At 41.2% G+C, this 21,783-nt stretch carries 24 protein-coding genes; 14 read left to right on the top strand and 10 right to left on the bottom strand.

Going from position 1 to position 21,783, the window contains the following annotated elements; all coding sequences use genetic code 11:
• Positions 1-124: 124 nt before the first annotated feature.
• From MJO53_RS03895 to MJO53_RS03885, 3 genes are read right to left on the bottom strand one after another with little or no spacing between them, the layout of a single operon-like run.
• On the bottom strand, positions 125-2,149 hold the full coding sequence (locus MJO53_RS03895) for a M3 family metallopeptidase (RefSeq protein WP_252080547.1): 2,025 nt from the start codon (positions 2,147-2,149) through the stop codon (positions 125-127).
• A 38-nt stretch (positions 2,150-2,187) separates the two neighbouring features.
• A complete protein-coding gene (gene purE / locus MJO53_RS03890) occupies positions 2,188-2,679 on the bottom strand; it encodes a 5-(carboxyamino)imidazole ribonucleotide mutase (RefSeq protein ID WP_252080546.1) in 492 nt (163 codons plus the stop codon).
• 3 nt (positions 2,680-2,682) lie between these two features.
• Positions 2,683-3,837 (bottom strand): 5-(carboxyamino)imidazole ribonucleotide synthase, encoded by a 1,155-nt coding sequence (locus MJO53_RS03885; protein WP_252080545.1) that lies wholly within the window; start codon positions 3,835-3,837, stop codon positions 2,683-2,685.
• Between the two features lie 117 nt (positions 3,838-3,954).
• Between MJO53_RS03885 and MJO53_RS03880 the strand changes: the two genes are divergently transcribed.
• From MJO53_RS03880 to MJO53_RS03855, 6 genes are all read left to right on the top strand, one after another.
• Complete coding sequence (locus MJO53_RS03880) at positions 3,955-5,061, top strand: adenylate kinase (RefSeq protein WP_224837584.1); 1,107 nt, start codon at positions 3,955-3,957, stop codon at positions 5,059-5,061.
• A 29-nt stretch (positions 5,062-5,090) separates the two neighbouring features.
• A complete protein-coding gene (gene obgE, locus MJO53_RS03875; RefSeq protein ID WP_252080544.1) occupies positions 5,091-6,092 on the top strand; it encodes a GTPase ObgE in 1,002 nt (333 codons plus the stop codon).
• A gap of 63 nt (positions 6,093-6,155) precedes the next feature.
• Positions 6,156-6,680 carry a DUF4136 domain-containing protein gene (locus MJO53_RS03870; RefSeq protein ID WP_252080543.1) on the top strand — a complete coding sequence of 175 codons (525 nt, stop codon included), beginning with the start codon at positions 6,156-6,158 and terminating at the stop codon, positions 6,678-6,680.
• Between the two features lie 240 nt (positions 6,681-6,920).
• Entirely contained in the window at positions 6,921-7,130 is a 210-nt protein-coding gene (locus MJO53_RS03865; protein ID WP_224837398.1) for a hypothetical protein, read from the top strand.
• Positions 7,131-7,296: 166 nt separating this feature from the next.
• Entirely contained in the window at positions 7,297-8,244 is a 948-nt protein-coding gene (locus MJO53_RS03860) for a sensor histidine kinase (protein ID WP_252080542.1), read from the top strand.
• Positions 8,241-8,966: a LytR/AlgR family response regulator transcription factor gene (locus MJO53_RS03855; protein ID WP_224837400.1), complete on the top strand. Its 726-nt coding sequence runs from the start codon at positions 8,241-8,243 to the stop codon at positions 8,964-8,966. Before MJO53_RS03860 ends, MJO53_RS03855 begins: the two co-directional genes overlap by 4 nt.
• A 1-nt stretch (position 8,967) precedes the next feature.
• Here the strand turns inward: MJO53_RS03855 and MJO53_RS03850 are convergent, their stop codons facing one another.
• Both MJO53_RS03850 and MJO53_RS03845 read right to left on the bottom strand, forming a co-directional pair.
• Entirely contained in the window at positions 8,968-9,753 is a 786-nt protein-coding gene (locus tag MJO53_RS03850) for an SDR family oxidoreductase (RefSeq protein WP_252080541.1), read from the bottom strand.
• A gap of 2 nt (positions 9,754-9,755) precedes the next feature.
• On the bottom strand, positions 9,756-10,067 hold the full coding sequence (locus MJO53_RS03845) for a cupin domain-containing protein (protein ID WP_252080540.1): 312 nt from the start codon (positions 10,065-10,067) through the stop codon (positions 9,756-9,758).
• Between the two features lie 96 nt (positions 10,068-10,163).
• On the opposite strand from MJO53_RS03845, the gene MJO53_RS03840 reads away from it, so the two are divergent.
• Positions 10,164-11,048 (top strand): Mur ligase domain-containing protein, encoded by an 885-nt coding sequence (locus MJO53_RS03840; protein WP_252080539.1) that lies wholly within the window; start codon positions 10,164-10,166, stop codon positions 11,046-11,048.
• A 5-nt stretch (positions 11,049-11,053) separates the two neighbouring features.
• Here the strand turns inward: MJO53_RS03840 and MJO53_RS03835 are convergent, their stop codons facing one another.
• Positions 11,054-11,506, bottom strand: coding sequence for a DUF1569 domain-containing protein (locus tag MJO53_RS03835; RefSeq protein ID WP_224837404.1), 453 nt, complete (start codon positions 11,504-11,506; stop codon positions 11,054-11,056).
• Between the two features lie 53 nt (positions 11,507-11,559).
• Here MJO53_RS03835 and radC point away from each other — a divergent pair, with 53 nt between their 5' ends.
• The 6 genes from radC (at position 11,560) to MJO53_RS03805 (ending at position 17,140) form a co-directional block, all read left to right on the top strand.
• Complete coding sequence (gene radC / locus MJO53_RS03830; RefSeq protein WP_224837406.1) at positions 11,560-12,258, top strand: RadC family protein; 699 nt, start codon at positions 11,560-11,562, stop codon at positions 12,256-12,258.
• Positions 12,259-12,261: 3 nt separating this feature from the next.
• Entirely contained in the window at positions 12,262-13,557 is a 1,296-nt protein-coding gene (locus MJO53_RS03825) for a polysaccharide deacetylase family protein (RefSeq protein WP_224837407.1), read from the top strand.
• Complete coding sequence (locus MJO53_RS03820; RefSeq protein ID WP_252080538.1) at positions 13,550-14,239, top strand: YjjG family noncanonical pyrimidine nucleotidase; 690 nt, start codon at positions 13,550-13,552, stop codon at positions 14,237-14,239. The genes MJO53_RS03825 and MJO53_RS03820 overlap by 8 nt, the downstream gene beginning before the upstream one ends.
• A 36-nt stretch (positions 14,240-14,275) precedes the next feature.
• A complete protein-coding gene (locus MJO53_RS03815) occupies positions 14,276-14,827 on the top strand; it encodes a hypothetical protein (RefSeq protein ID WP_252080537.1) in 552 nt (183 codons plus the stop codon).
• Positions 14,828-14,898: 71 nt separating this feature from the next.
• Positions 14,899-16,281 carry a DUF5723 family protein gene (locus MJO53_RS03810; RefSeq protein ID WP_313791031.1) on the top strand — a complete coding sequence of 461 codons (1,383 nt, stop codon included), beginning with the start codon at positions 14,899-14,901 and terminating at the stop codon, positions 16,279-16,281.
• Positions 16,282-16,294: 13 nt separating this feature from the next.
• Entirely contained in the window at positions 16,295-17,140 is an 846-nt protein-coding gene (locus MJO53_RS03805) for a hypothetical protein (protein WP_252080536.1), read from the top strand.
• Here the strand turns inward: MJO53_RS03805 and MJO53_RS03800 are convergent.
• The gene (locus MJO53_RS03800) at positions 17,137-18,414 is read right to left on the bottom strand and encodes a replication-associated recombination protein A (protein ID WP_224837412.1); all 1,278 of its coding nucleotides are present in this window, start codon (positions 18,412-18,414) and stop codon (positions 17,137-17,139) included. The two genes, MJO53_RS03805 and MJO53_RS03800, sit on opposite strands and share 4 nt — an antisense overlap.
• A gap of 109 nt (positions 18,415-18,523) precedes the next feature.
• On the opposite strand from MJO53_RS03800, the gene MJO53_RS03795 reads away from it, so the two are divergent.
• Positions 18,524-19,249: a rhomboid family intramembrane serine protease gene (locus tag MJO53_RS03795; protein WP_252080535.1), complete on the top strand. Its 726-nt coding sequence runs from the start codon at positions 18,524-18,526 to the stop codon at positions 19,247-19,249.
• A gap of 3 nt (positions 19,250-19,252) precedes the next feature.
• Here the strand turns inward: MJO53_RS03795 and rlmB are convergent, their stop codons facing one another.
• Genes rlmB through MJO53_RS03780 form a run of 3 tightly spaced genes read right to left on the bottom strand, consistent with a single transcriptional unit; the run spans position 19,253 to position 21,520 of the window.
• Positions 19,253-19,990, bottom strand: a complete 738-nt coding sequence (gene rlmB / locus MJO53_RS03790) for a 23S rRNA (guanosine(2251)-2'-O)-methyltransferase RlmB (protein WP_224837414.1) — start codon at positions 19,988-19,990, stop codon at positions 19,253-19,255.
• Between the two features lie 16 nt (positions 19,991-20,006).
• Entirely contained in the window at positions 20,007-20,783 is a 777-nt protein-coding gene (locus tag MJO53_RS03785; RefSeq protein ID WP_252080534.1) for a hypothetical protein, read from the bottom strand.
• On the bottom strand, positions 20,780-21,520 hold the full coding sequence (locus MJO53_RS03780; RefSeq protein ID WP_252080533.1) for a hypothetical protein: 741 nt from the start codon (positions 21,518-21,520) through the stop codon (positions 20,780-20,782). The genes MJO53_RS03785 and MJO53_RS03780 overlap by 4 nt, the downstream gene beginning before the upstream one ends.
• Between the last annotated feature and the right edge of the window lie 263 nt (positions 21,521-21,783).

Here is a 21,783-nt window from a genome sequence, read left to right as displayed (position 1 = left end):
AGGGGGAACATAGCATTATTGTTTAGGACATTTGTTTTGCCCGTTTCATTTGTATTTGGTAAACCGTTAAGTCATAGAACAATATAACTCTAATTTATGATATCAATCAAGATTGACTTTAAAATCAATTGGTTTTCAACAAACCTGCCCGTTCGAGCAATGCATCAATGTTGGGTTCGGCTCCCCTGAACTTTTTGTAAAGGTCCATTGGGTTTTCTGTGCCTCCTTTCGAGAGGACATGTTCTTTGAACTTATCGGCCACCCTAGTATTGAAAATTCCATTTTCCTTAAAATGGGCAAAGGCGTCGGCATCCAAGACCTCGGCCCACTTATAACTATAGTAGCCGGATGAATACCCGCCTTGGAAGATGTGTGAAAATGATGTGCTCATACATGTTTCCGGTGTTTCAGGGAACAGGTTGGTGCTTTCAAATGCAGCTGTTTCGTATGCCTTAACGTTTTTGATGTTAGATGGATCTTTTCCATGCCATGCCATGTCCAAAAGACCAAAGCTCAATTGGCGTACCGTAGCCATACCTTCTTGGAAAGTTACCGATTCCTTTATCTTTTCGACAAGTTCCATGGGAATCAACTCCCCACTTTCGTAGTGATGGGCAAAAAGTTCCAGAGCCTCTTTTTCGTAGCACCAGTTTTCCATTACTTGACTTGGCAGTTCCACAAAATCCCAGTATACCGAAGTGCCGGATAAACTAGGGTAAGTGGTGTTGGCCAACATCCCGTGCAGGGCATGTCCAAACTCATGGAAAAGCGTGGTCACTTCGTTAAAAGTGAGCAAGGAAGGTTTTGAGGCTGTTGGTTTGGTAAAATTACATACGTTTGCTATGTGTGGTCTACTATTTTTACCGTTCAAGGTGTATTGTGGCTTAAAAGATGTCATCCATGCGCCGCCACGTTTACCCGGTCTTGGATGGAAGTCGGCATAGAAGAGCGATAAAAAATTATCGTTCTCGTAAACCTCGAAAGTTTTTACCTCTTCGTGGTATTTGTCCACTGTGTCAACCTCTTTAAAAGTGAGTCCAAACAGTTTTTCGGTCACTTTGAAAACGCCGTTGATCACGTTCTCCAGTTTAAAATAGGGTTTTAGTTTTTCATCGTCCAGATCAAAGAGTTTCTGCTTCAATTTTTCGGAATAATAGGCGCTGTCCCATTTTTCAAGCCGATCAATATTATCCAACTCTTTGGCATACGCTTCCAATTCAGCAAACTCGCGATCGGCGGCTGGTTTGGCTTTCTCTAAAAGTTCGTTCAGGAAGTCAAGTACTTTTTCGGGGGTCTCCGCCATGCGCTCTTCCAGAACAAAATCTGCATGGGTTTTATAACCGAGCAAATTGGCACGCTCAAAGCGCAGGTTTACGATTTTTTTTACATTTTCTTGATTGTCCAGCTCGTCATTATGAAACCCTTTGCTGCCGAAAGCTAAAGAAAGTTCTCTGCGCAATTCCCTGTTCTTGGCGTATTTCATAAACGGGATATAGCTCGGATAGTCCAAGGTAATCAGCCAGCCTTGCCTGCCTTTGGATTCTGCTAGTTGCGCTGCCGCCTCCTTGGTGCCTTCGGGAAGGCCATCCACATCTTTTTCATCCGTTAGCAACATTTCATATTTGTTAGTCTCGGCCAGCACGTTTTCGCCAAACGTGAGCTTTAATTTGGAGAGTTCCGCATCGATTTCTCGTAGGCGTTTTTTTTCTTTTTCTTTTAAGTTGGCACCATTTCGGCTGAAATTCTTGTATTTCTTTTCAAGAAGGGTTTGCTGCTCCGTGGTAAGGTCTAAAGAATCGCGTTGTTCGTAAACAGTTTTAATTCTGTTGAACAGGTCCTCGTTTAAAGTGATGTCGTTGCTGAATTCCGATAATAGTGGGGAGACTTCCTGTGCGATTTTTTGAATTTCTTCGTTGGTTTCCGCTGAATTTAGATTGAAAAATATACTGGAAATACGGTCCAATTGTTGTCCGGAAAAATCCAAAGCTTCCAACGTGTTTTTGAAAGTTGGAGGTTTTGGGTTCTTCACAATGTCATCGATTTCCTTTTTGGTATCCTCGATGGCCTGAAGAAAAGCAGGCTTAAAATGTTCGTTTTTTATTTTGGAAAAAGGAGCTTCGTTAAAAGGTTCCAATAATGGGTTGTTCATATATTTCTTAGTGTTTGTACTAAATCACTTTAGTGGCATTAAAAAGTTTTCTTGACCTCTTCGGCTCCTTTGATCACCTTTTCTTTTAGTCCTTCTTTGTAGGAAATAATATTGTCCATAATCTCACTATTGGAGCTTCCGATAATCTGGGCGGCAAGGATTCCGGCATTTTTGGCACCGTTAAGGGCTACTGTGGCCACGGGAACACCTCCTGGCATTTGTAAAATAGATAACACTGAATCCCAACCATCTATAGAATTGCTACTTTTAACGGGGACTCCAATAACGGGCAGGGGAGATAAGGAAGCTACCATTCCGGGCAAGTGCGCTGCACCTCCTGCACCCGCAATAATGGCCGAATACCCATTGATGTGGGCATTTTTGCTAAAACTGAACAATTTTTCGGGAGTTCTGTGGGCCGAAACAATGTCCACATCCACATTAATTCCCAATTCTTTTAAAATATCGATGGCGTCTTTCATAACGGGAAGGTCACTTGTGCTTCCCATGATCACGGCTACTTTGCTCATATCTTATTTGCTTATCACTTTAATGGTTTCCTTTACCTGCTGGGCCACTTCTCTGGCTATGGCCATATTCTCGTCCACGATGGTTACATGGCCCATTTTACGGAACGGACGTGTTTGCTTTTTGCCATAAATGTGTGGGGTAACCCCGTCCATTTCCAATATTTTGTCGATATTCTCGTAAACCACATTCCCGGTATGGCCCTCGGCACCGACCAAATTAACCATAATTCCGGCCACTTTACTATCGGTTTTTCCTAAAGGCATGCCCAAAATGGCACGAATATGCTGTTCGAACTGATTGGTGTACGAGGCCTCAATGCTGTAATGGCCACTGTTATGAGGTCTTGGAGCAGACTCGTTTACCATAATCTGATCATCCTTGGTCTGGAACATTTCCACGGCCAATAACCCTACGTGTTTCATGTGCTCGGAAACCTTTAAGGCCACTTCTTGGGCCTTCTTGACTACGGCATCGTCAATTCGTGCTGGACAGATAACATATTCCACCTGATTGGCTTCTGGGTGAAACTCCATTTCCACAACAGGGTATGTTTTAACTTCACCTTTAGTGTTTCGCGCAACTACAACGGCCAGCTCGTTTTTAAAATCGATCATTTTTTCGGCAATGCACTCAACATTGGGCAGCTCTTTAAGGTCCTCTATTTTACGGACCACCTTAACGCCCTGTCCGTCGTAACCAAATTGGGCGCTTTTCCATACGAATGGAAAGGAAAGTCCTCCATTGTGAATGCTGTCCTCAATTTCTGAAGTATAGGCAAATCGGGTGAATGGGGCAGTAGGTATGTTGTGGTCGGTATAGAACAACTTTTGCACGGCCTTGTTCTGGATGGTTCTTAGAGTTTTGGTCGGGGGATAAACCTGGATTCCTTCGTGCTCTAATTTTTCGAGTGCATCTATATTTACGTTCTCGATCTCTATGGTAAGTACATCTACATCTTTTCCAAATGCCAAAACAGCATCATAATCCATCAGGCTTCCCTGAATAAATTCGTTACAGGCTATTTTGCAAGGGGCTTCGACCGAAGCATCCATCACTTTGGTCTGTATGTCCCATTTCCTGGTTTCGTAAAGCATCATTTTGCCCAGTTGTCCACCACCTAAAATTCCCAGTTTAAAGTCGGAAGAGAAAATTTGCATTGATTTGTGAATTGAATGTGAGCAAAAATACGTGAAATCCACGAGGGTATAAAAGTTGAACGGGCCTAGCAGCTTTAAAAATATTATCTTTGCCAACCTGATGATAACTTGAACACATTGATTAAGCTCCACGACAAGTATTTTAAGCCCTATATTAAGGAAGAAAAAATCCTCGCCGCCATTGAAAAAATGGCCCAAGAGATCGCTGAGGATTACAAGGACGAAACACCTCTATTTGTCGGTGTGCTCAATGGGGCCTTTATGTTTGTTTCCGATTTTTTAAAAGCTTATCAACACCCTTGCGAGGTGTCTTTTGTTCGGTTGAGCTCGTACCAAGGCCTTACATCAACGGGTATTGTGGAAACCCTCCTCGATGTTCCAGAAGAGATGGAGGGTAAAAGTGTGATCATTTTGGAAGATGTTGTGGATACCGGTCGCACCTTAAAGCAGTTGGTCCATTTATTTTCCAATACCAATGTAAAGGAATTTAAGATCGGTACGCTTTTTTATAAATCCGATGTGTACAATGGCGAATATGCCATCGACTATGTAGGCCTGGAAATTCCCGATGATTTTATTGTAGGGTATGGGCTGGATTATAATGAACTGGGCCGAAACCTAAGAGAAGTTTACCAATTAAATCAAACAGATATGATTAACCTAGTGCTTTTTGGAAAGCCAGGAGCTGGAAAAGGTACCCAAGCAGGGTTCCTAAAGGAAAAATATAATCTGAAGCACATTTCCACGGGGGATGTTTTCCGATACAACATTAAAAACGGTACGGAGCTCGGTAAATTGGCCAAGTCCTATATTGATAAAGGGGACTTGGTTCCAGATGAGGTTACCATTGATATGTTAAAGGACGAAGTCGAAAAAAACCCGGAAGCGGCAGGTTTTATTTTTGATGGATTCCCCAGAACGGCGGCACAAGCAGAAGCATTGGACAATTTCTTGGAGTCCAAGGATATGAAGGTGAACGCTACCATTGCATTGGAAGCTGAGGACGATATTTTGGTACAACGCCTTTTGGAGCGGGGCAAGAGCAGTGGTCGCTCCGATGATCAGGACGAAAGCAAGATCCGCAACCGTTTTGATGAGTACAACGAAAAAACCGCTCCCCTGAAAGCCTATTATGAAAAACAAGGGAAGTTCCACTCCGTAAACGGGATAGGTGGCATTGATGAGATTACCGGGCGTTTGAGCAAAGTGATCGATTCCCTATAATTAGTTTCTTTTGAAAAGATATTGGATTTATGACCGAGGGTAATTTTGTGGATTATGTAAAAGTCCACGTCACTTCTGGTAACGGAGGCAAAGGCTCTGCACATTTACGTCGCGAAAAGTATGTGGCCAAAGGTGGCCCGGATGGCGGTGATGGCGGTAGAGGAGGTCATGTGATCATAAAAGGGAACAAAAATCTATGGACTTTGGTCCATTTTAAGTTTAAAAAGCATTTTAAGGCAGGTCACGGTGAGCACGGAAGCAAAAGCCGAAGCACAGGAGCCGATGGCGAAGATGTGTACTTGGAGGTGCCTTTGGGCACAGTGGTACGAAATACTGAAACCAACGAAATACTCTTTGAGATAACCGAGGACGGTGAGGAAAAAATCGTTCTCGAAGGTGGTATGGGAGGTCGTGGCAACTGGCACTTTAAAAGTGCCACGAACCAAACTCCAAGATATGCCCAACCCGGGATAAGCGGTAAGGAAGATCACCTTACCTTGGAACTTAAAGTTTTGGCGGATGTTGGTCTGGTTGGTTTTCCCAATGCAGGTAAATCCACATTGCTTTCCGCAATGACCTCTGCAAAACCTAAAATTGCCAATTACGAGTTTACTACCCTAAAACCCAATTTAGGGATTGTTGAATATCGGGATTTTCAAAGTTTTGTAATGGCAGACATTCCTGGAATAATCGAAGGAGCTGCAGAAGGTAAGGGTCTGGGACACTATTTTTTACGCCATATTGAACGTAATGCAACGCTCTTGTTCTTGATTCCCGCCGATAGCAAGGACATCAGTCAAGAATATAATATTCTTCTGGATGAATTAAGGAGGTACAATCCCGAATTGTTGGATAAGCAACGCCTGGTGGCCATTTCCAAATGTGATATGTTGGACGATGAGCTTATAGAGGAAATGGACGAGGATATGAAAGAAGATTTTAAGGATGTCCCATACATGTTTATTTCTTCTGTGAGCGGACTCGGTATTCAGCAACTTAAGGACAGACTTTGGAAGTTATTGAACAATTAATCGTCAATATTCACTTTCTCGATCAATTTATTGGTTAAATTTAAGTGGGTCCAAAGATTTATCATGCGCAAATTTCTTTCTTTACTATCGGTCTTCATATTGTTCTCCTGTAGTGCTGTAAGGGTGAACTACGATTATGATAAAACGATCGACTTTTTAAGTTACTCTACCTATAATTATTATCCGGATATGCAGTCTGGCCTGAGCCAATTGGACGAAAGGCGTCTTCTAAGTGCACTGGATTCAACTTTACAGGCCCGTGGCTACCGATTGGCCGAAGAACCCGAACTCTTTTTCAATATAATAAGCGATGAATACAGAGGTGCGCCGAACAATAATGTTGGTGTCGGTATCGGGGGGACAGGGAGAAATGTTGGTGGTGGTATTTCTGTTGGACTGCCATTGGGAGGCCCTACTTTACAAAGGAGTATTCAGTTTGATCTAGTAGATGCCCAGCGAGATGCACTTGTTTGGCAGGCTAGGGCAGAGAGCGGACTTCGGGATAATGCATCGCCCAGTGTACGGGAAGCTAAACTTAAAGCTGTGGTAAAAAAGGTGTTCTCCAAATTTCCACCACAGCCCAAATAGTTCTTAAAATCAACTGTTTACAGGATTATTGGCGCACATACATAGTACATTTACCGTTCACTTGCCCCAAATTACCACTTGTCATAAAATACTTCTCGTAAGAAGTGTTGTCCATTACTTTCGCTTTAGAAATAAAATCTAAAAAGCAGAACAGTCATGATAGCACTAGCTAAATTTATTATCTCAATTTTAGTAAGCATAATTTTATAATCCGTTTAATCGGGGTAAAAACTCATCAATATGAAAAAACTGAGCACACAACAAAAAATAGTATTTGCCATGGGTATCCTTGGGGTGTTGATAGGAATCTATGGAAAGTTCAATTCCTGGGAACATGCAATGTATTTCCCATTCTTCTATTCTGGCTCCGCCATGATGTGGATTGCATTTTTGCCACAGAGAAAATCCTGTTGCAGTCTTTTTAAAAGGAAAGCGGCGCAAAAATCGTAGTAGAGTCTGTGCCGAGTAAGTTTAATGTAAATTTGGGCAGTAGATGCCCTAGCGAATGGAATTAAGTTCAAAGAAAAGGAATATTGCGTTTTGGACGCTTCAATTGTTAGGATGGGTTTTTATTAACTCTATTGGAGCATTGATTCCCCAAAAAATTAGTTTCGAGATGGTCGTGTTTTCGATTGTTGTTGGAACTTTTATAGGTGTGTTTTCAACCGCTATTTTGCGCTGGTACCTTAAAAGGAACGTTCATTTTGATTCCTTTGGAGGCAAAGAAGTCATTAAAATTATTTTGTCCACATTGGTGGCCTCTGCAATTTTTGGACTCCTTAATGTCCTTTTTGGGTATATATATGTGGAATTTGGGCCGGAGCTCACGGAGTCGGAAATCCATATGTTCGAAGGCTATGATAAAGTAATGGTCCAAGTGTTGAATTCGCTCTTTTTGGTCGGGGCATGGACGATTACCTATTTGGTGATCAAATTGCTTTTAAAGGTGAACCAAAACCGCATTGAACGGTTGGAGCTCAACACTACTTTAAAGCAAGCTCAATTAAATACGCTAAAAGGTCAGATAAATCCACATTTTATGTTCAATAGCCTCAACAATATCCGTGGGCTTATGTTGGAAGATGTGGAAAAATCCAGGGAGATGCTCACTAAACTTTCTGAAATTATCCGCTACTCCTTGACCAAAAACAATGTAAACGACATCCCGGTACACGAAGAACTGGAGGTAGTGGACAATTATATCGATCTATCCAAGATTCAGTTCGAAGATCGTTTGGAGTATGTAAAACAAATTGAGGAAGATACGTTCGATCTTAGAATCCCTCCGATGGTCATTCAATTGTTGATAGAAAATGCGGTAAAGCATGGCATTTCCAATCTAAAAAATGGAGGGCGGGTGCTCTTGTCCATTTATAAAAAGGACGGCGACTTGTTCATTATTGTTCGGAATACCGGGAAACTCAACTTTTCCAAGGGCTCCACCAAATTGGGGTTGAAGAACATAGAACAGCGCCTTAAATTGTTGTACGCCGATAAAGCTTCCTTTAAATTAGAGGAAATATCCGATGAAGTAGTGGCAGAAATTAAAATACCATTGGCATGAAGATAAAGGCGGTAATCGTAGAAGATTCCAGACTGGCTAGGAACGAGCTTAAGGAGCTTTTAAAACTCCACGATGATCTAGAGCTAGTAGGTGAAGCGGAAAATGTGGACGATGGGGTGGCGCTGATAGAATCCGAGTCGCCGGATTTGTTGTTTTTGGACATTAACATGCCAGAGAAAGATGGTTTTGATCTATTGGAAATGTTGGATGAGGTTCCTATTACTGTTTTTACCACGGCTTATGACGAGTATGCTATAAAATCCTTTGAGTACAATGCGTTGGACTACTTACTGAAACCTGTTAGCAGTAAGCGTTTCGATATGGCCTTGGAAAAGGTACGTGAAAAAATGGTGGCCAAGGAGGAGATTGCTTCCAACGTTAAGGTTTTGACAGAGACCAGTCAAATTTTTATTAAAGATGGGGAAGCCTGTTGGTTGGTTAAAATAGGGGATATTACCCTGTTCGAAATTGTTGGGAACTATACCAGGGTGCATTTTGAGGATAAAAAACCATTACTATATAAATCCTTGAACCAGGTTGAGGAAAAATTGCCCCAAGATTCTTTTTTTAGAGCCAATCGCCAACAGATTGTCAACACTAACTATATTGAAAATGTAGTGCCATGGTTCAACGGGAAGTTAAAACTTACCATGAAAAATGGGGAAGAGGTGGAAGTTTCCCGCAGGCAATCTTATATTTTCAAGGATAAAATGAGTCTTTAATTTACAACGATTTTAGCAGTCCGCCATCAATTGGGATATTGGTTCCCGTAATAAAAGCCGCCTGTTCCGATGCCAAGAAGGCAACCAAATAACCATATTCCTTTGGGTCGCCAATCCGTTTTACAGGTACTTGCTCTTCCATGTTGAAGCGCACTTCATTTGGAGAAACACCCATTTTTTCTGCTTTTTTAGAGTTTAGCTGGGCAATTCGGTCAGTATCAAAATAACCTGTTAGCGTACTGTTCACGGTAATGCCATCTTTGGCTACATCGTACGCCAAACTTTTGGCCCAGGTAACCACTGCGGCCCGTATCGTGTTGGAAAGTGCCAAATAGTTCAAGGGCTCCTTTACCGATATGGATGCTATATTGATGATGCGCCCCCATTGTTGCTCTTGCATATGCTTTAGGGCAAGTTCCGTGGTGAATACCACCGATTTGAACAGCAAGTCGAACGCGTTCTGATAATCATCCACTTTCTTTTCCAATGCACCTCCGCCTTCGGGTCCTTGTGTATTGTTGACCAGGATATCCACGGTATTGGTCTCGAAGAAGGCTGATATTTTTACCTTGTAGGCCTCAAAATCTGTAAAATCCACCGAAAGGAATTGGTGCTGTTGCCCTTGGGAGCTGTCCATTTCCATAATGAGCTCCTGCATCCGCCCTGCGCTACGAGCCATAAGGGTCACACTGGCGCCACTAGCTGCAAGTTGTTTTGCTATGGCTTCGCCGATCCCTTTGCTGCTGCCTCCAACTAGGGCTTTTTTTCCCTTTAATGATATATTCATGATTATCGGTACTCTTCTCTTACAGGACTAAAAATATCCATTAGTTTACAAGGTGTCAAGGCTTTTCCGCTATGGGGAATGTTGGATGGAATTACTACAACATCACCGGGCTTGTACACTCCTTTTTCTCCATTCAGGGTAAATTCGAAAGTACCTTCCACTACGTGCATGATCTGTTCGTGGTCGTGCTGGTGTTCGGGTACTTCCGCATTTTGTTCCACATCCCAAAACACCCAGCTCATCCGCTCTCCGTGCACTAATTTACCGTGGTAACCAGGCATAATTTCTTTAGGTTCTATATCCGAAAGGTTCATTGTTCTCTGTTTTGGTCACAAGATAAAGATTTATATAAAGCCATATGGTTTGTAATGCTGCTAGCATTGGCTATTTTTGAGCTCTAATTTGAAGTGATGCAGGTACATTTTATTGGTTTGGGCGAAATAAACATGTTGAATTTGGCCGTGGCCTTGTACAAAAAAGGGGCAACTGTAACCGGCAGTGAAGAAACATTCAACGATTCCCTCGCATCGGGTGTAAAAGAGCGGGGTCAGATTGCCCAGAAAGCAGGTTGGTTTACCGATAAAATCCATGATCGGTTGGACGCAGTGGTATTCGGTCCTAATGTAAAACCTGATAATCCAGAGTTGCTCAAGGCAAAGGAACTCAATTTAAATATACTGACCTGTTCCCAATTTTTGTTCGAGCAGACCAAACTTAAAACTAGGGTGGTTATAGCGGGGACCAATAACAGTGCAACGGTTGCTGCCATGGTTTTTCATGTTTGCGTCTACAACGAAATTGAGGTTGACTATGTCTTGTCCAAACCCACTGAAATTCGTTTGACAGAGGAGAACGATTTTGTGATCATCGATGGTGGAAATGTAATCGTGGAAGGAGGTTACCAACTCCAATCCATTCGCCCGAACATAGCTTTATTGAGCGATATTTATTATGATGAAACTTCGGTGCAACCAGATTTTGATAACAATGCCGAGACGTACGCTAAGTTTGTGGACAGTGTTGTAAAAGGCGGCAGCATTACCTATAATGAGGAGGATGTCGAGGTTAAAAAGCGGGTCGAAGCATCTGAAAACCCTATCCGAAAATTTCCATATTCAACCCCGGCATACCAAGTAATGGATGGTGAAGTGTTTGTGGATACCCCGGATGGTGAAATGCCCTTGAAAATTTCTGGACAGGAAAAACTAAGATGTATGGCAGGGGCCAAGTGGATATGTCAACAAATGGGTATTGATGAGGTCGAGTTTTACGAGGCCATGGCAACTTTTGGATAAGATCCTCAAACCCCAAATTGTCGCAAATGATGGTCCAGATGTTTATATTGCATTTGTCCCCATTGCTCTGGGGTAAACGAGCCAAAAACCGGATGTGCATCCCATTCTTTCTTATCTTTTTCTTGATGGAAATCATTGATCAACCCTATCAATTTATCTTTTTCCTTGCCAAAATCTTTGGACTCGGTTACTTTTAAACCTTTGGCCGTTGGAAGGTTTTGTCTCCATGGTTTATCGTTGTACAGGCTTTTTTTGAAAAACTTCCCCATAAGTTTCAGCATTATGTTGGGTCGGTTATTGGGATTGTATCTTTTTAACGAAATTTTTAGTGGGTATTGACAGTGATTCAGCATCTGACCCACTTCCATTTTGCCCCATTGCCTTTCGGAAGAATTCGATAGGTTATCGATACGTTCCAATATTTCTTTGTGGGCCTCGGGACTAAAAAGCGATTTCATTTTTGAATTCTTTATGCCCAAGGTACATAAAATTATTCTTCTATCTTTAGGCCATGCAAGATAAACTAGCTTCTTTTTCCATTAAAAATTGGGCGGACGATGATCGTCCCAGAGAAAAATTGGTGCAAAAAGGAAGCTCAGTATTGTCCGATGCAGAATTGATCGCTATTTTGATTGGATCGGGCAGTAGGGAGGAAAGCGCCGTGGAGCTGGCCAAACGGATATTGGCTTCGGTCGACCATAACCTGAACGAACTTGGGAAGCTCTCCGTAAACCAATTAATGCGATTTAAAGGTATTGGGGAAGCCAAGGCGGTTTCCATTGCAGCGGCTTTGGAAGTAGGTCGACGAAGGAGAACGGAAGATACCGCCAAGATTACAAAAATTAAAAGTAGCTACGATGCATACGAGCTGCTCTACCCTTTGATCGGCGAGTTGCCGCACGAGGAGTTTTGGATAGTGTACCTGAATAATTCGAATAAGGTGCTCCATAAATGCCAGTTGAGCAAGGGAGGGATAACCGGAACTTTGGTGGATGTTAGGTTGGTGCTCAAACTAGCTTTGGAACTGGGTGCCGTCGGATTGATTTTGGCACACAACCATCCATCGGGTACGTTAAGGCCGAGTGAGGCAGACAAACAACTTACCGACAAGTTGAAGATAGCTTCGGAATCTCTGGACATTAAAATATTAGATCATTTGATATTGGCCAGACAAGACTATCTTAGTTTTGCGGACAAAGGAATATTATAGCCCATGTTATTGATATTTACCCATAAGGTAACCAACCGATTAACGTATACTGCCAAACAGATTTTTGAAAGGATCTTGGGAGTGGAGATAGGTTTTACCACAAAGGTGGAAGACTTTATAAAGCATAACGGCCCCAAGATGACCTATTCCAAACAACCGTTGCAAAATGAGTTTTTTATTCGAAGCAACGACCTTTTGTTCGAACAGGGCATTAATGATCTGGATATAAAGGTCGCCGATTGGGACGACATACCTTGTTTTTTCTCGGCGGGAGATAAAAGCACGGTACCTTTCGATATTTTTTCCGCAAGTTTTTTTCTATTGAGTAGGTATGAAGAGTATTTGCCTCATGTAAAGGATAGTGTGGGCAGATTTCCCGTAAAGGAAAGTATTGCTTATCAAAACAATTTTTTAGAACTGCCAGTGGTAGATCTATGGGCATATAAGCTGTTCAAAGCTTTGAAAGAGCGTTTTCCCGAATTGGAAAATAAGGAAAATGGGTATCGGTTTACATCGATCATTAATGTTACCACCTCCCATGCCTACGCCCTTAGAGGGCCATCAAGAACCATTGGAGGGCTCTTATTGGATTTGGGCAATTTCAAGTTCAGAAATGTTTGGGAGCGTATTTCCGTTGTATTGGGCATCAAAAAAGATCCTTACGATAATTTTTTGGAACTGGTGGAAATACACAAAAGGTTTCCGATCGAGACCATGTTCTTTTTTCAATTCGCCAAGCATTCGGCCCACGATAAGAACATATCCACAAACAATAACAAGTTCCGTTACCTAATAAAATCCGTAGCAGATTATAGTGCAGTCTCCCTTAGTACCTCTTTTGTATCCTCGTTGGACAAGAATGTGCTTAAAGAAGAAAAGAAGCAGTTGGGCAATTTGATCAATAGGCCCATCAACTATGCCAGGCTCCGCTATAACAAAGTCAACGTTCCGGCCACATACCGTAACTTGGTAGAAACAGAATTTACAGACGATTTTTCTATGGGCTATACACACGAAATAGGTTTTAGGGCGGGCACTTGCACCCCTTTTTATTTTTACGATATAAACACCGAGGTGAGGCAGCCCATTAAAATACACCCCTTCGCCATGCACGATTATGCTTTGCTCAAGTTCAAGAAAAAGGAAGAGGTGTTTGAAAAAATGGACAATTTGTACCGAATGGTAAAACAGGTCAAGGGAGAATTTGTGCTTGTGTTTTCCAACGAACTACTGGGCGGAAAACAACAATGGGATTGGATGGAACTGTATCAAGCCATGTTAAAGCGCTATTATGTTTGAATATAAAGTAACCGATATTTTTTTTGATCTAGATCACACACTATGGGATTTTGAGAGGAATTCGGCCCTTACATTTGCCAAAATTCTTGACCATCATAAAGTAGAAGTGGATTTAAATGGGTTTTTGGAAATTTATGCCCCCATCAACCTACAAATGTGGGCCTTGTATCGTAAAAATGGCATCAGTAAATCGGAGTTGCGATACCAACGGTTGAAAAAAACTTTTGATGTTCTGAACATATCCATTTCCGATGATATGATCAATGCACTGGCCCACGATTATATTGCGCATTTGTCATCGTTTACCCATCTATTGCCCAATACGCTGCCCATTCTGGAATATTTATTTCCAAAATACAGATTGCACATTATTACCAATGGGTTTCAGGAAGTGCAGAACAAAAAGTTGAAAGGGAGCAGCATACACCATTTTTTTGAGAAAGTAATAGATTCGGAGATGGCAGGGGTTAAAAAACCGAATCCGCATATTTTTAAGTTGGCTTTGGACCTGGCCGAGGTAAGACCAGAAAATTCACTTATGGTTGGGGATAGCTTGGAAGCCGATATTTTGGGGGCAAAGGCCATGGGGATGCAAGTGCTTCACTACAATTTTCATAATGATCCAAATCACGGTGAATGTAGAATGATTAACGATCTTATTGAAATAAAAAGCATATTATAGAGTTATCTAAAAAGTGGCATACCCCATTTTTTGGCTATGAAAAAATTACCCTATTTACTTGCTTTGGTAACAGCTTTTCTGTGCACCTTGGTTTCTTGTACCGAAGAACAAAACTTTGATCAGATCGAAGATTTAAGTCTTACCCCGACTTTGTCCACAGGTATTTTTTATCTGGAATCGGACGAAGCTTCTATAAATCAAGCAGGTCCTTTTAATTCGTTTTATTTTCAGGAAGTAAATTTTGATGCTTTTAATGAAGAGTACGTCTCGGAACGTTTGTTGGAAGGGACAATTCTTTACGAATTGGAAAATACAACAAGCAAACAACTACGGGTTACCATCGATTTTTTAAGTGAAGATGGTCAGGTTTTGGACACAGAAGTTTTTAACGTCCCGGCCAATACAACAGATATAATAACCAGAGATGTGTATTACGGACCGGGAGGAAAAAGTTTGGATGTTCTTATCAATACTTCGGGTTTACGGATATCCGGTAATAATTTAAGTGATAGTAGCAGTGTATCTTCCAACGAGGATCCAAAGGTTATTTTACGTTCTGGGGCGGAATTTGAATTTGAGCTGCTATGAGAATGGTATGCAAGATTTTTTCAGCCGTTGTTTTTTGCTGTGCAACAACTTTTGCCCAAAACAAACAGTTATTGTACGACTTTTATGAGATTCCCCAATCTTTAATGATAAACCCAGGGGTAAAGACCTCACAAAAATGGCATGTAGGAGTTCCGGTAATATCGGGCATATCGGTTCAGGGAGCTAGCAGTGGGGTAACCGTAAACGATCTTTTTGCCAATGACGGTGTTGATTTCACTACAAAGGTCCAAGAGCGATTACTTGATGTAATGAGCAATAGGGACGATTTTGGTTCAACAAGCCAGATAGAGGGGTTTACCATTGGTTTTCGAGGAAAAAACAGGCCGGACGATTATTATTCCTTTGGAATGTACGGGGAAATGGATGTTATCTCTTATTGGCCCAAAGATCTCGCTATATTGGCCTTTGAAGGTAATGGAGGCAACAACATTGGCCGAAGTTTTGATCTGGGTGATTTAAACGTTCGAGGAGAAATGGTCAATGTTTTTCATTTTGGTATCAACAGTAAAGTGAACTCCGATCTTACCATGGGAATCAGGGGCAAGCTCTATTCGAGTGTTTTTCAGTTTCAATCCATAAAAAATTCAGGGTCGTTTGTAACCATCCAAGGAACCAACAATATTTTTGAAAGTGCCATTAACACAGACATGCAGCTTCAAACGGCCGGTGTAAAAGGGTTTTATGATATTGTGGACGAAGATTCTGGAACAACAAGAAAAGATGTTGAGCGGTTGTTTTCCAAACGTGTTTTATTGGGGGGCAATCTTGGTCTCGGACTGGATTTTGGGTTTAGTCACCAACTAAATCAACAGACGACCATCACTGGCAGCATATTGGATTTAGGATTTATTTATAACGCCAAAGATGTTTGGAACTATACCTTTAGCGGAAGTACCGTTACCGATGGCATTTCGGTCATTCTTCCGGATGATATAAACAATCTGGACAATGATTTATGGCAAGACCTGATCGATGAGATAGACGAAGCATTGCCACATGGGGAAAACCAGGAAGCATATATTTCATGGAGGCCTGTAAAACTGTACGGATCTATCCGTTACGATTTTGGAGAAGGGGGAAACCCACTGTCCGATAATTGTGGGTGTGCCGTAAATCCCGGAGGAGGAATAAATCGGGATTATTACAGGAACAGCTTGGGCGGACAATTGTTCATGATCAAAAGACCTAAAGGTATTCAACCGGCGTTAACGGGTTTTTACCAGAGAAGGCTCGGAAGGGCGATTACCTTAAAAGCAACATATACGATGGACAAATATTCCTATACAAATGTTGGACTGGGCACTAGTCTTCAAATGGGGCCGGTAAATTTTTATGTCTTGGCGGACAATCTACTCAGTTATTCCAATTTGGCCGACAGTCACTATGCTTCTTTACAGTTCGGATTTAATATTATATCTTGGAACGATAATTGAGTATATCATCTATATGAAAACAAAAGTATTGTACATATTGCTATTTGCAATGGGGGTGAGCGGAGCTGTAAATGCTCAACTGAACAACTATAAATATATTATTGTTCCCAAGAAATTTGAAGCCTACAAAACAGTAAACAAGTACCAGACCAGTACGTTGGTAAAATATTATTTTGAACAAAACGGTTTCAATGCCGTATATGATGACGCTCTGCCTTCGGACTTGGCAAATGAAAGATGTTTAGGTCTGGTGGCCGATATCGAAGATAGCTCTTCCTTGTTTGCAACAAAATTGAACATTACCTTAAAAGATTGCAATAATGTTGAAGTATTCCGATCTATGGAGGGCAAGAGTAGAATCAAAGAATTCAATGAATCCTACAAGGATGCTATCCAAAAAGCCTTCGTTTCCTTTTCTGGGATGAATTATAGCTATGTTCCAAAAACAACAGTGAAGGTGCAGGACGAAGCTCCGGTAACCATAAGTTTTAAGGACGATGTTAAAACCGTAGAAGAAGAGCCGGCAAAGTATGTAGTTGAGCAAAAATCCACAATGGATGAGCAAGTTTATAAGGCCATAGAGCCAAAGCCAAGTAATATCACCAGGGCAGTAGTGGAGAAAACAGAACTTCCGGACCCATCTAGTGTTTTGTATGCACAGGCCATAGGAAATGGGTATCAGCTAGTGGACAGTAGTCCTAAAGTGGTGCTAAAACTGGAAGAAACATCCATGGACAATGTTTTTATGACAAGTTATAGCGGAAACAACGCATTGGTTTTTAAGAAAAATGATAAATGGATATTGGAGTATTCGGATAATGGGGAGAAAATCCAAAAAGAATTGAACATCAAGTTTTAATAATCATATTTGTTCTTCCACCTTTTCTTTAAAAAATCCTTCATGGCATTTTCCCTGGGATTATTGCCAGGCTTATAAAAGGTAGTGCCTTTTATTTCATCTGGTAGAAATTCAAAATCCACAAAGTTGTTTTCGTGGTTATGGGCATAGTCATAACCCTTGCCATAGCCAAGGTCTTTCATTAATTTGGTCGGGGCATTGCGAATGGCCATGGGCACCGATAGGTCACCGGTTTTGCGAACCGTTTGTTGTGCTTCGTTGATGGCCATATAGCTGGCATTACTTTTGGCCGAACTTGCCAAGTAAACCGCACATTGTCCTAAAATAAGTCTCGCTTCTGGGTAACCAATGGTTGTAACGGACTGGAACGTGGTATTGGCAAGTACCAAGGCGGTCGGATTGGCGTTTCCTATATCCTCCGATGCAAGAATTACCATTCTACGGGCAATAAATTTAACGTCCTCGCCACCTTCGATCATTCGGGCCAACCAATATACGGCGGCATTTGGGTCGCTCCCACGAATACTTTTAATAAATGCCGAAATTATATCGTAATGCTGTTCACCGGTCTTGTCGTAAAGCACGGTGTTTTTTTGCACTTTGTTTTGCACTAATTCGTTCGTGATGACTATTTTGTCGCTGGCTTCGGAATTTATGATCAATTCAAAAATGTTCAGCAATTTTCTGCCATCACCTCCCGACAATCGTAGGAGGGCTTCGGTTTCCTTTAGGATTATTTCTTTTTTGGCAAGTTGAGCATCAGTTTTTATGGCACGTTCCAACAAGGCGATAAGGTCGTCTTTGCCAAATGGGTTCAATACGTAAACCTGGCACCGTGATAAAAGTGCAGGAATTACTTCAAAGCTTGGGTTTTCCGTGGTCGCACCAATCAAAGTGACCCAACCTTTTTCAACCGCTCCAAGCAACGAATCTTGTTGCGATTTGCTAAACCGATGGATTTCATCAATAAAAAGAATCGGATTTTTGGACGTAAAAAGTCCACCGCTCTGTTTGGCTTTGTCTATAACTTCCCTAACATCCTTAACGCCGCTACTGATAGCGCTCAATGTGTAAAATGGCCTTTGGCTTTCTGTTGCAATAATATTGGCCAAGGTGGTTTTTCCCGTTCCGGGAGGTCCCCAAAAAATCAAAGAAGGAATAACGCCGTTTTTTATCTGGTTGGTCAATGCTCCTTGCTTGCCCACCAAATGCTGTTGACTTATATAATCTTCTAACGTTTTAGGACGTATGCGTTCTGCCAAAGGTTCGTTCATGGCGTAAAAATAAAATATTTTTGATGGTCTTTCATCAATGGATTTTATGGTATGCCTGACAATTTGTATAATTTTAGGATTGTGGCGGGATGTTTGATTTTGTGGTAATATGAGTGCGGATACATTTAAATTTTCAAATTCGGTGGTTTTTGTACCCTTGTTTGCCGTTCTGGCCATTTGGGTGGTTTTTTGGGTCGAGGTCAAATTCGGCATCAACCTTAACGAGTATGGGGTATACCCCCGTAGGCTATCCGGGTTAAAGGGTGTAGTGTTCAGTCCTTTTATCCATGGGTCCATTACGCATTTGTACAACAATACCATCCCGTTGGCGGTCTTAACGGCTTTCTTGTTTTATTTTTATAATAGTGCCGCACTACGGGTATTGCTTTTGGGGACGCTGGTCTCGGGTATTCTCACGTGGGCGATTGCTAGACCATCGTACCATATTGGTGCAAGCGGGGTGATTTATTTATTGGCCAGTTTTATCTTTTTTAAGGGCATTTTGGCCAAAAATTATCGTTTGGTTGCACTTTCTTTAGTGGTTGTTTTTATCTATGGCAGTATGATCTGGTATATTTTCCCGGTAAAGGATGGTATTTCGTGGGAAGGGCACTTGGCAGGTTTTGTAACTGGATTGCTCTTTGCCTTTTTTACCAGAGTGCCTGTTCCCGAAGTTCGAAAGTACGATTGGGAAAAGGACGATTACAACGAGAAGGACGACCCATTTCTACAACATTTTGATGAAAACGGCAATTTTATAGCATCATCTGAGGAAGATGAACCTGTCCAAAAAGTGGAAATCAAATACCACTACAAAGAGTCCGATAAGGATTGATGCTTACGTATTTCGCTGCCTTACTACTTCGTAAAGGAAAACGCCACAGGCAACAGACACATTTAGTGAGCCAATTTTGCCCATTAAAGGTAGTTTTGCCCTATGGTCCAATATGTTGAGAGTGGAAGGGGAGATACCTTTTTCCTCTGAGCCCATAATTATGGCCGTAGGTTGGTTAAAATCCAAACTATAGATCTCATGTTCCGCTTTTTCCGTGGCTCCGGTGACAACAACCCCCGAGGACTGTAGGTAAAAAATAGCGTCCTTTAAGTGATCTACTTTGGCAATGGGAATGTTAAAAGCTGCCCCGGCAGATGTTTTAATCGCATTCTCGTTCAGAGGGGCGGACCCGGAGGTAGGTACTATGATCGCATGAACACCGGTACATTCTGCAGTACGGATTATTGCTCCAAAATTGCGTACATCGGTTACTTGATCCAATAATAGGAAGAGCGGTAATTTTTCGGTTGCCATTACGGCTTCTGCAACAGATTCAAAATCTTGGAATGCTATTTGGGAAATTTTGGCCACGGCTCCCTGGTGATTGCCATGTGCCAATTTGTCCAATTTTTGAAGAGGGACATAAGAATGACTTATTTTGCTTCTTCTTATGTCCTCCTCCAATTGTGTAAAAAGATCACCCTGTAATCCTTTTTGTAGATAAACTTTGTTTATTGGGGTTCCGGAATGAATCGCTTCTTGGATCGCCCGTATGCCGTAAATGGTGTGGTCAGATTTCAATAGTGATCGATCAGATTTAATAAAGATTGTTAAAAAGTATCAAAAGACCTTGGTCCGTATCTAAATCGATGTCTTTTTTTCTGAAGCTTTTTGCATCAAATCCTGCAATGTTATCCTCTAAAAACTTAAAAAGTTTGTTCTTTTTAGTGGGTAGTTTTACAATTTTATCCGATCCTTCCATTTGCACATAATATCCAATAAATGGTGTAAATCTACTGGGTATAGGGTTTACCATGGAATTTTCAGCTTCTTTGCCTTCAAAAAACTTAACATCGTATTGTTTGTACAAAGATGCCTTTTCTCCGGCAGATAAAAGAATAAGATAGCCATTTTGTACCTCTCCTTTTTTATCGAAGAATTGGTTGTAGATATACTTTTTGCCGCTATTGGAGATGATATAGATATCGTTACTTTTTATAAGTGCCTGATAGTCTTCTTCTTCCAACTGGGTCTTTTTTACTTCCAATTCATCGGAAAAGGCATTGTACCTAAAATAAACGTCGTCCAAAAGTTCGTCTTTACTGTAAACTTTTCCATTGGTGAACTTTTCGTTTTCGTAAGCGGAACCTTCTTGGGCACCTATATAGAAAGACTGTGTTGTACCATTGTTTTTTACATCCCGCATTAGCTGGTCCATTGCAGGAGTTCTTCTCTGAAAATAATTGGCCAATGGGCTTCCTTCTACTTGCGGGTTGCCAAGTGCGGCACGAACCGATGCATCGTTAGTGTCCAAAACCTGCCCAAAAGCAAGACAGGTTGTGCTTAAAAAAAGAATAAGTGCTATAGGTTTCATAAGGCGTCTATTTTTTGAAAAAACAGTTTTAAGTCGTTCTCGTCGTTTAAATCGGTTTTTTCGGTTTTTAAGATTTCGTTTATTGTTTTTCTTTGATCCGGTGTAAATAGTTTCAAAAATTTTCCTTTTCGGGTATCGACCTCATCGATTCGGTTTACCCCTTTCTTTTGAAAATAATATTCTGAAAAATGGGTAAATCTGCTCGGTGTACTTTGTACCATGGAATTTACGGCTGATCTTCCTTCGGTGAACTTTACGGATAGTTTGTGGTAGAGCTTGTATTTTTCACCTTCCCAAATGGTTGCCAAGTAGCCGTTTTTAGTTTCTTTTTTCCTGTTGATAAAGGTGGAGAACTTCATCATTTTGCTACCATAGAGCACTTCTATTTTTTTGTCCGGTAAAAAAGATTTTAACGGTTTGTCCTCTTGGGCACTTTCCTTTATTTCGAACTCGTTGTTGAACGCATTGTAGCGAACCATAAATTCGCCTGTAAATTCACCATCATAAAAAACTTTGCTTCGGACAAAGTTTTTGGTGTAGTACGGAGAGCCCAAAATATTGGAGTTTTCATTAAAGGAACTTTTCTTGTTTCTTAGCTCCATCATTACCAGGTTCAATTGGGGACTTCCTCCTCTTGCTGCGTCGAACATTCCCTGTTCAGTGGTGGGAGCGGAGGACAGTTGTGCAAATCCGTTAAAAGTTAATGCGATAAATACGGTAAAAATTGAATATTTCATTAATTAGGGTTTAGTATGTCATTCGATATCAGTTCGTTCTTTGATTTATGTGGAATTCTAAAATAAGATAATTTGGGATTATAACTTATTTTTATTAATAGTTTTCCCATATAATGATTTATGATTGTGTAATTATGTGCTTTTCGTTTTTAAAGGGTTTATTGGGTTGAAGTAATCTTAAATTAGTAGGGGAAAGGTATTAAAGGAACAAAGGCCACCTGTAAGGGTGACCTTTGAAGTAATTAGGAACTATATTCAAAAAA

It is taken from the genome of Flagellimonas marinaquae (assembly GCF_023716465.1).
Lineage (GTDB): Bacteria > Bacteroidota > Bacteroidia > Flavobacteriales > Flavobacteriaceae > Flagellimonas > Flagellimonas alginolytica.
Note: the sequence above shows the minus strand (reverse complement) of the source record. Positions and strands in the feature narration are given on the sequence as shown.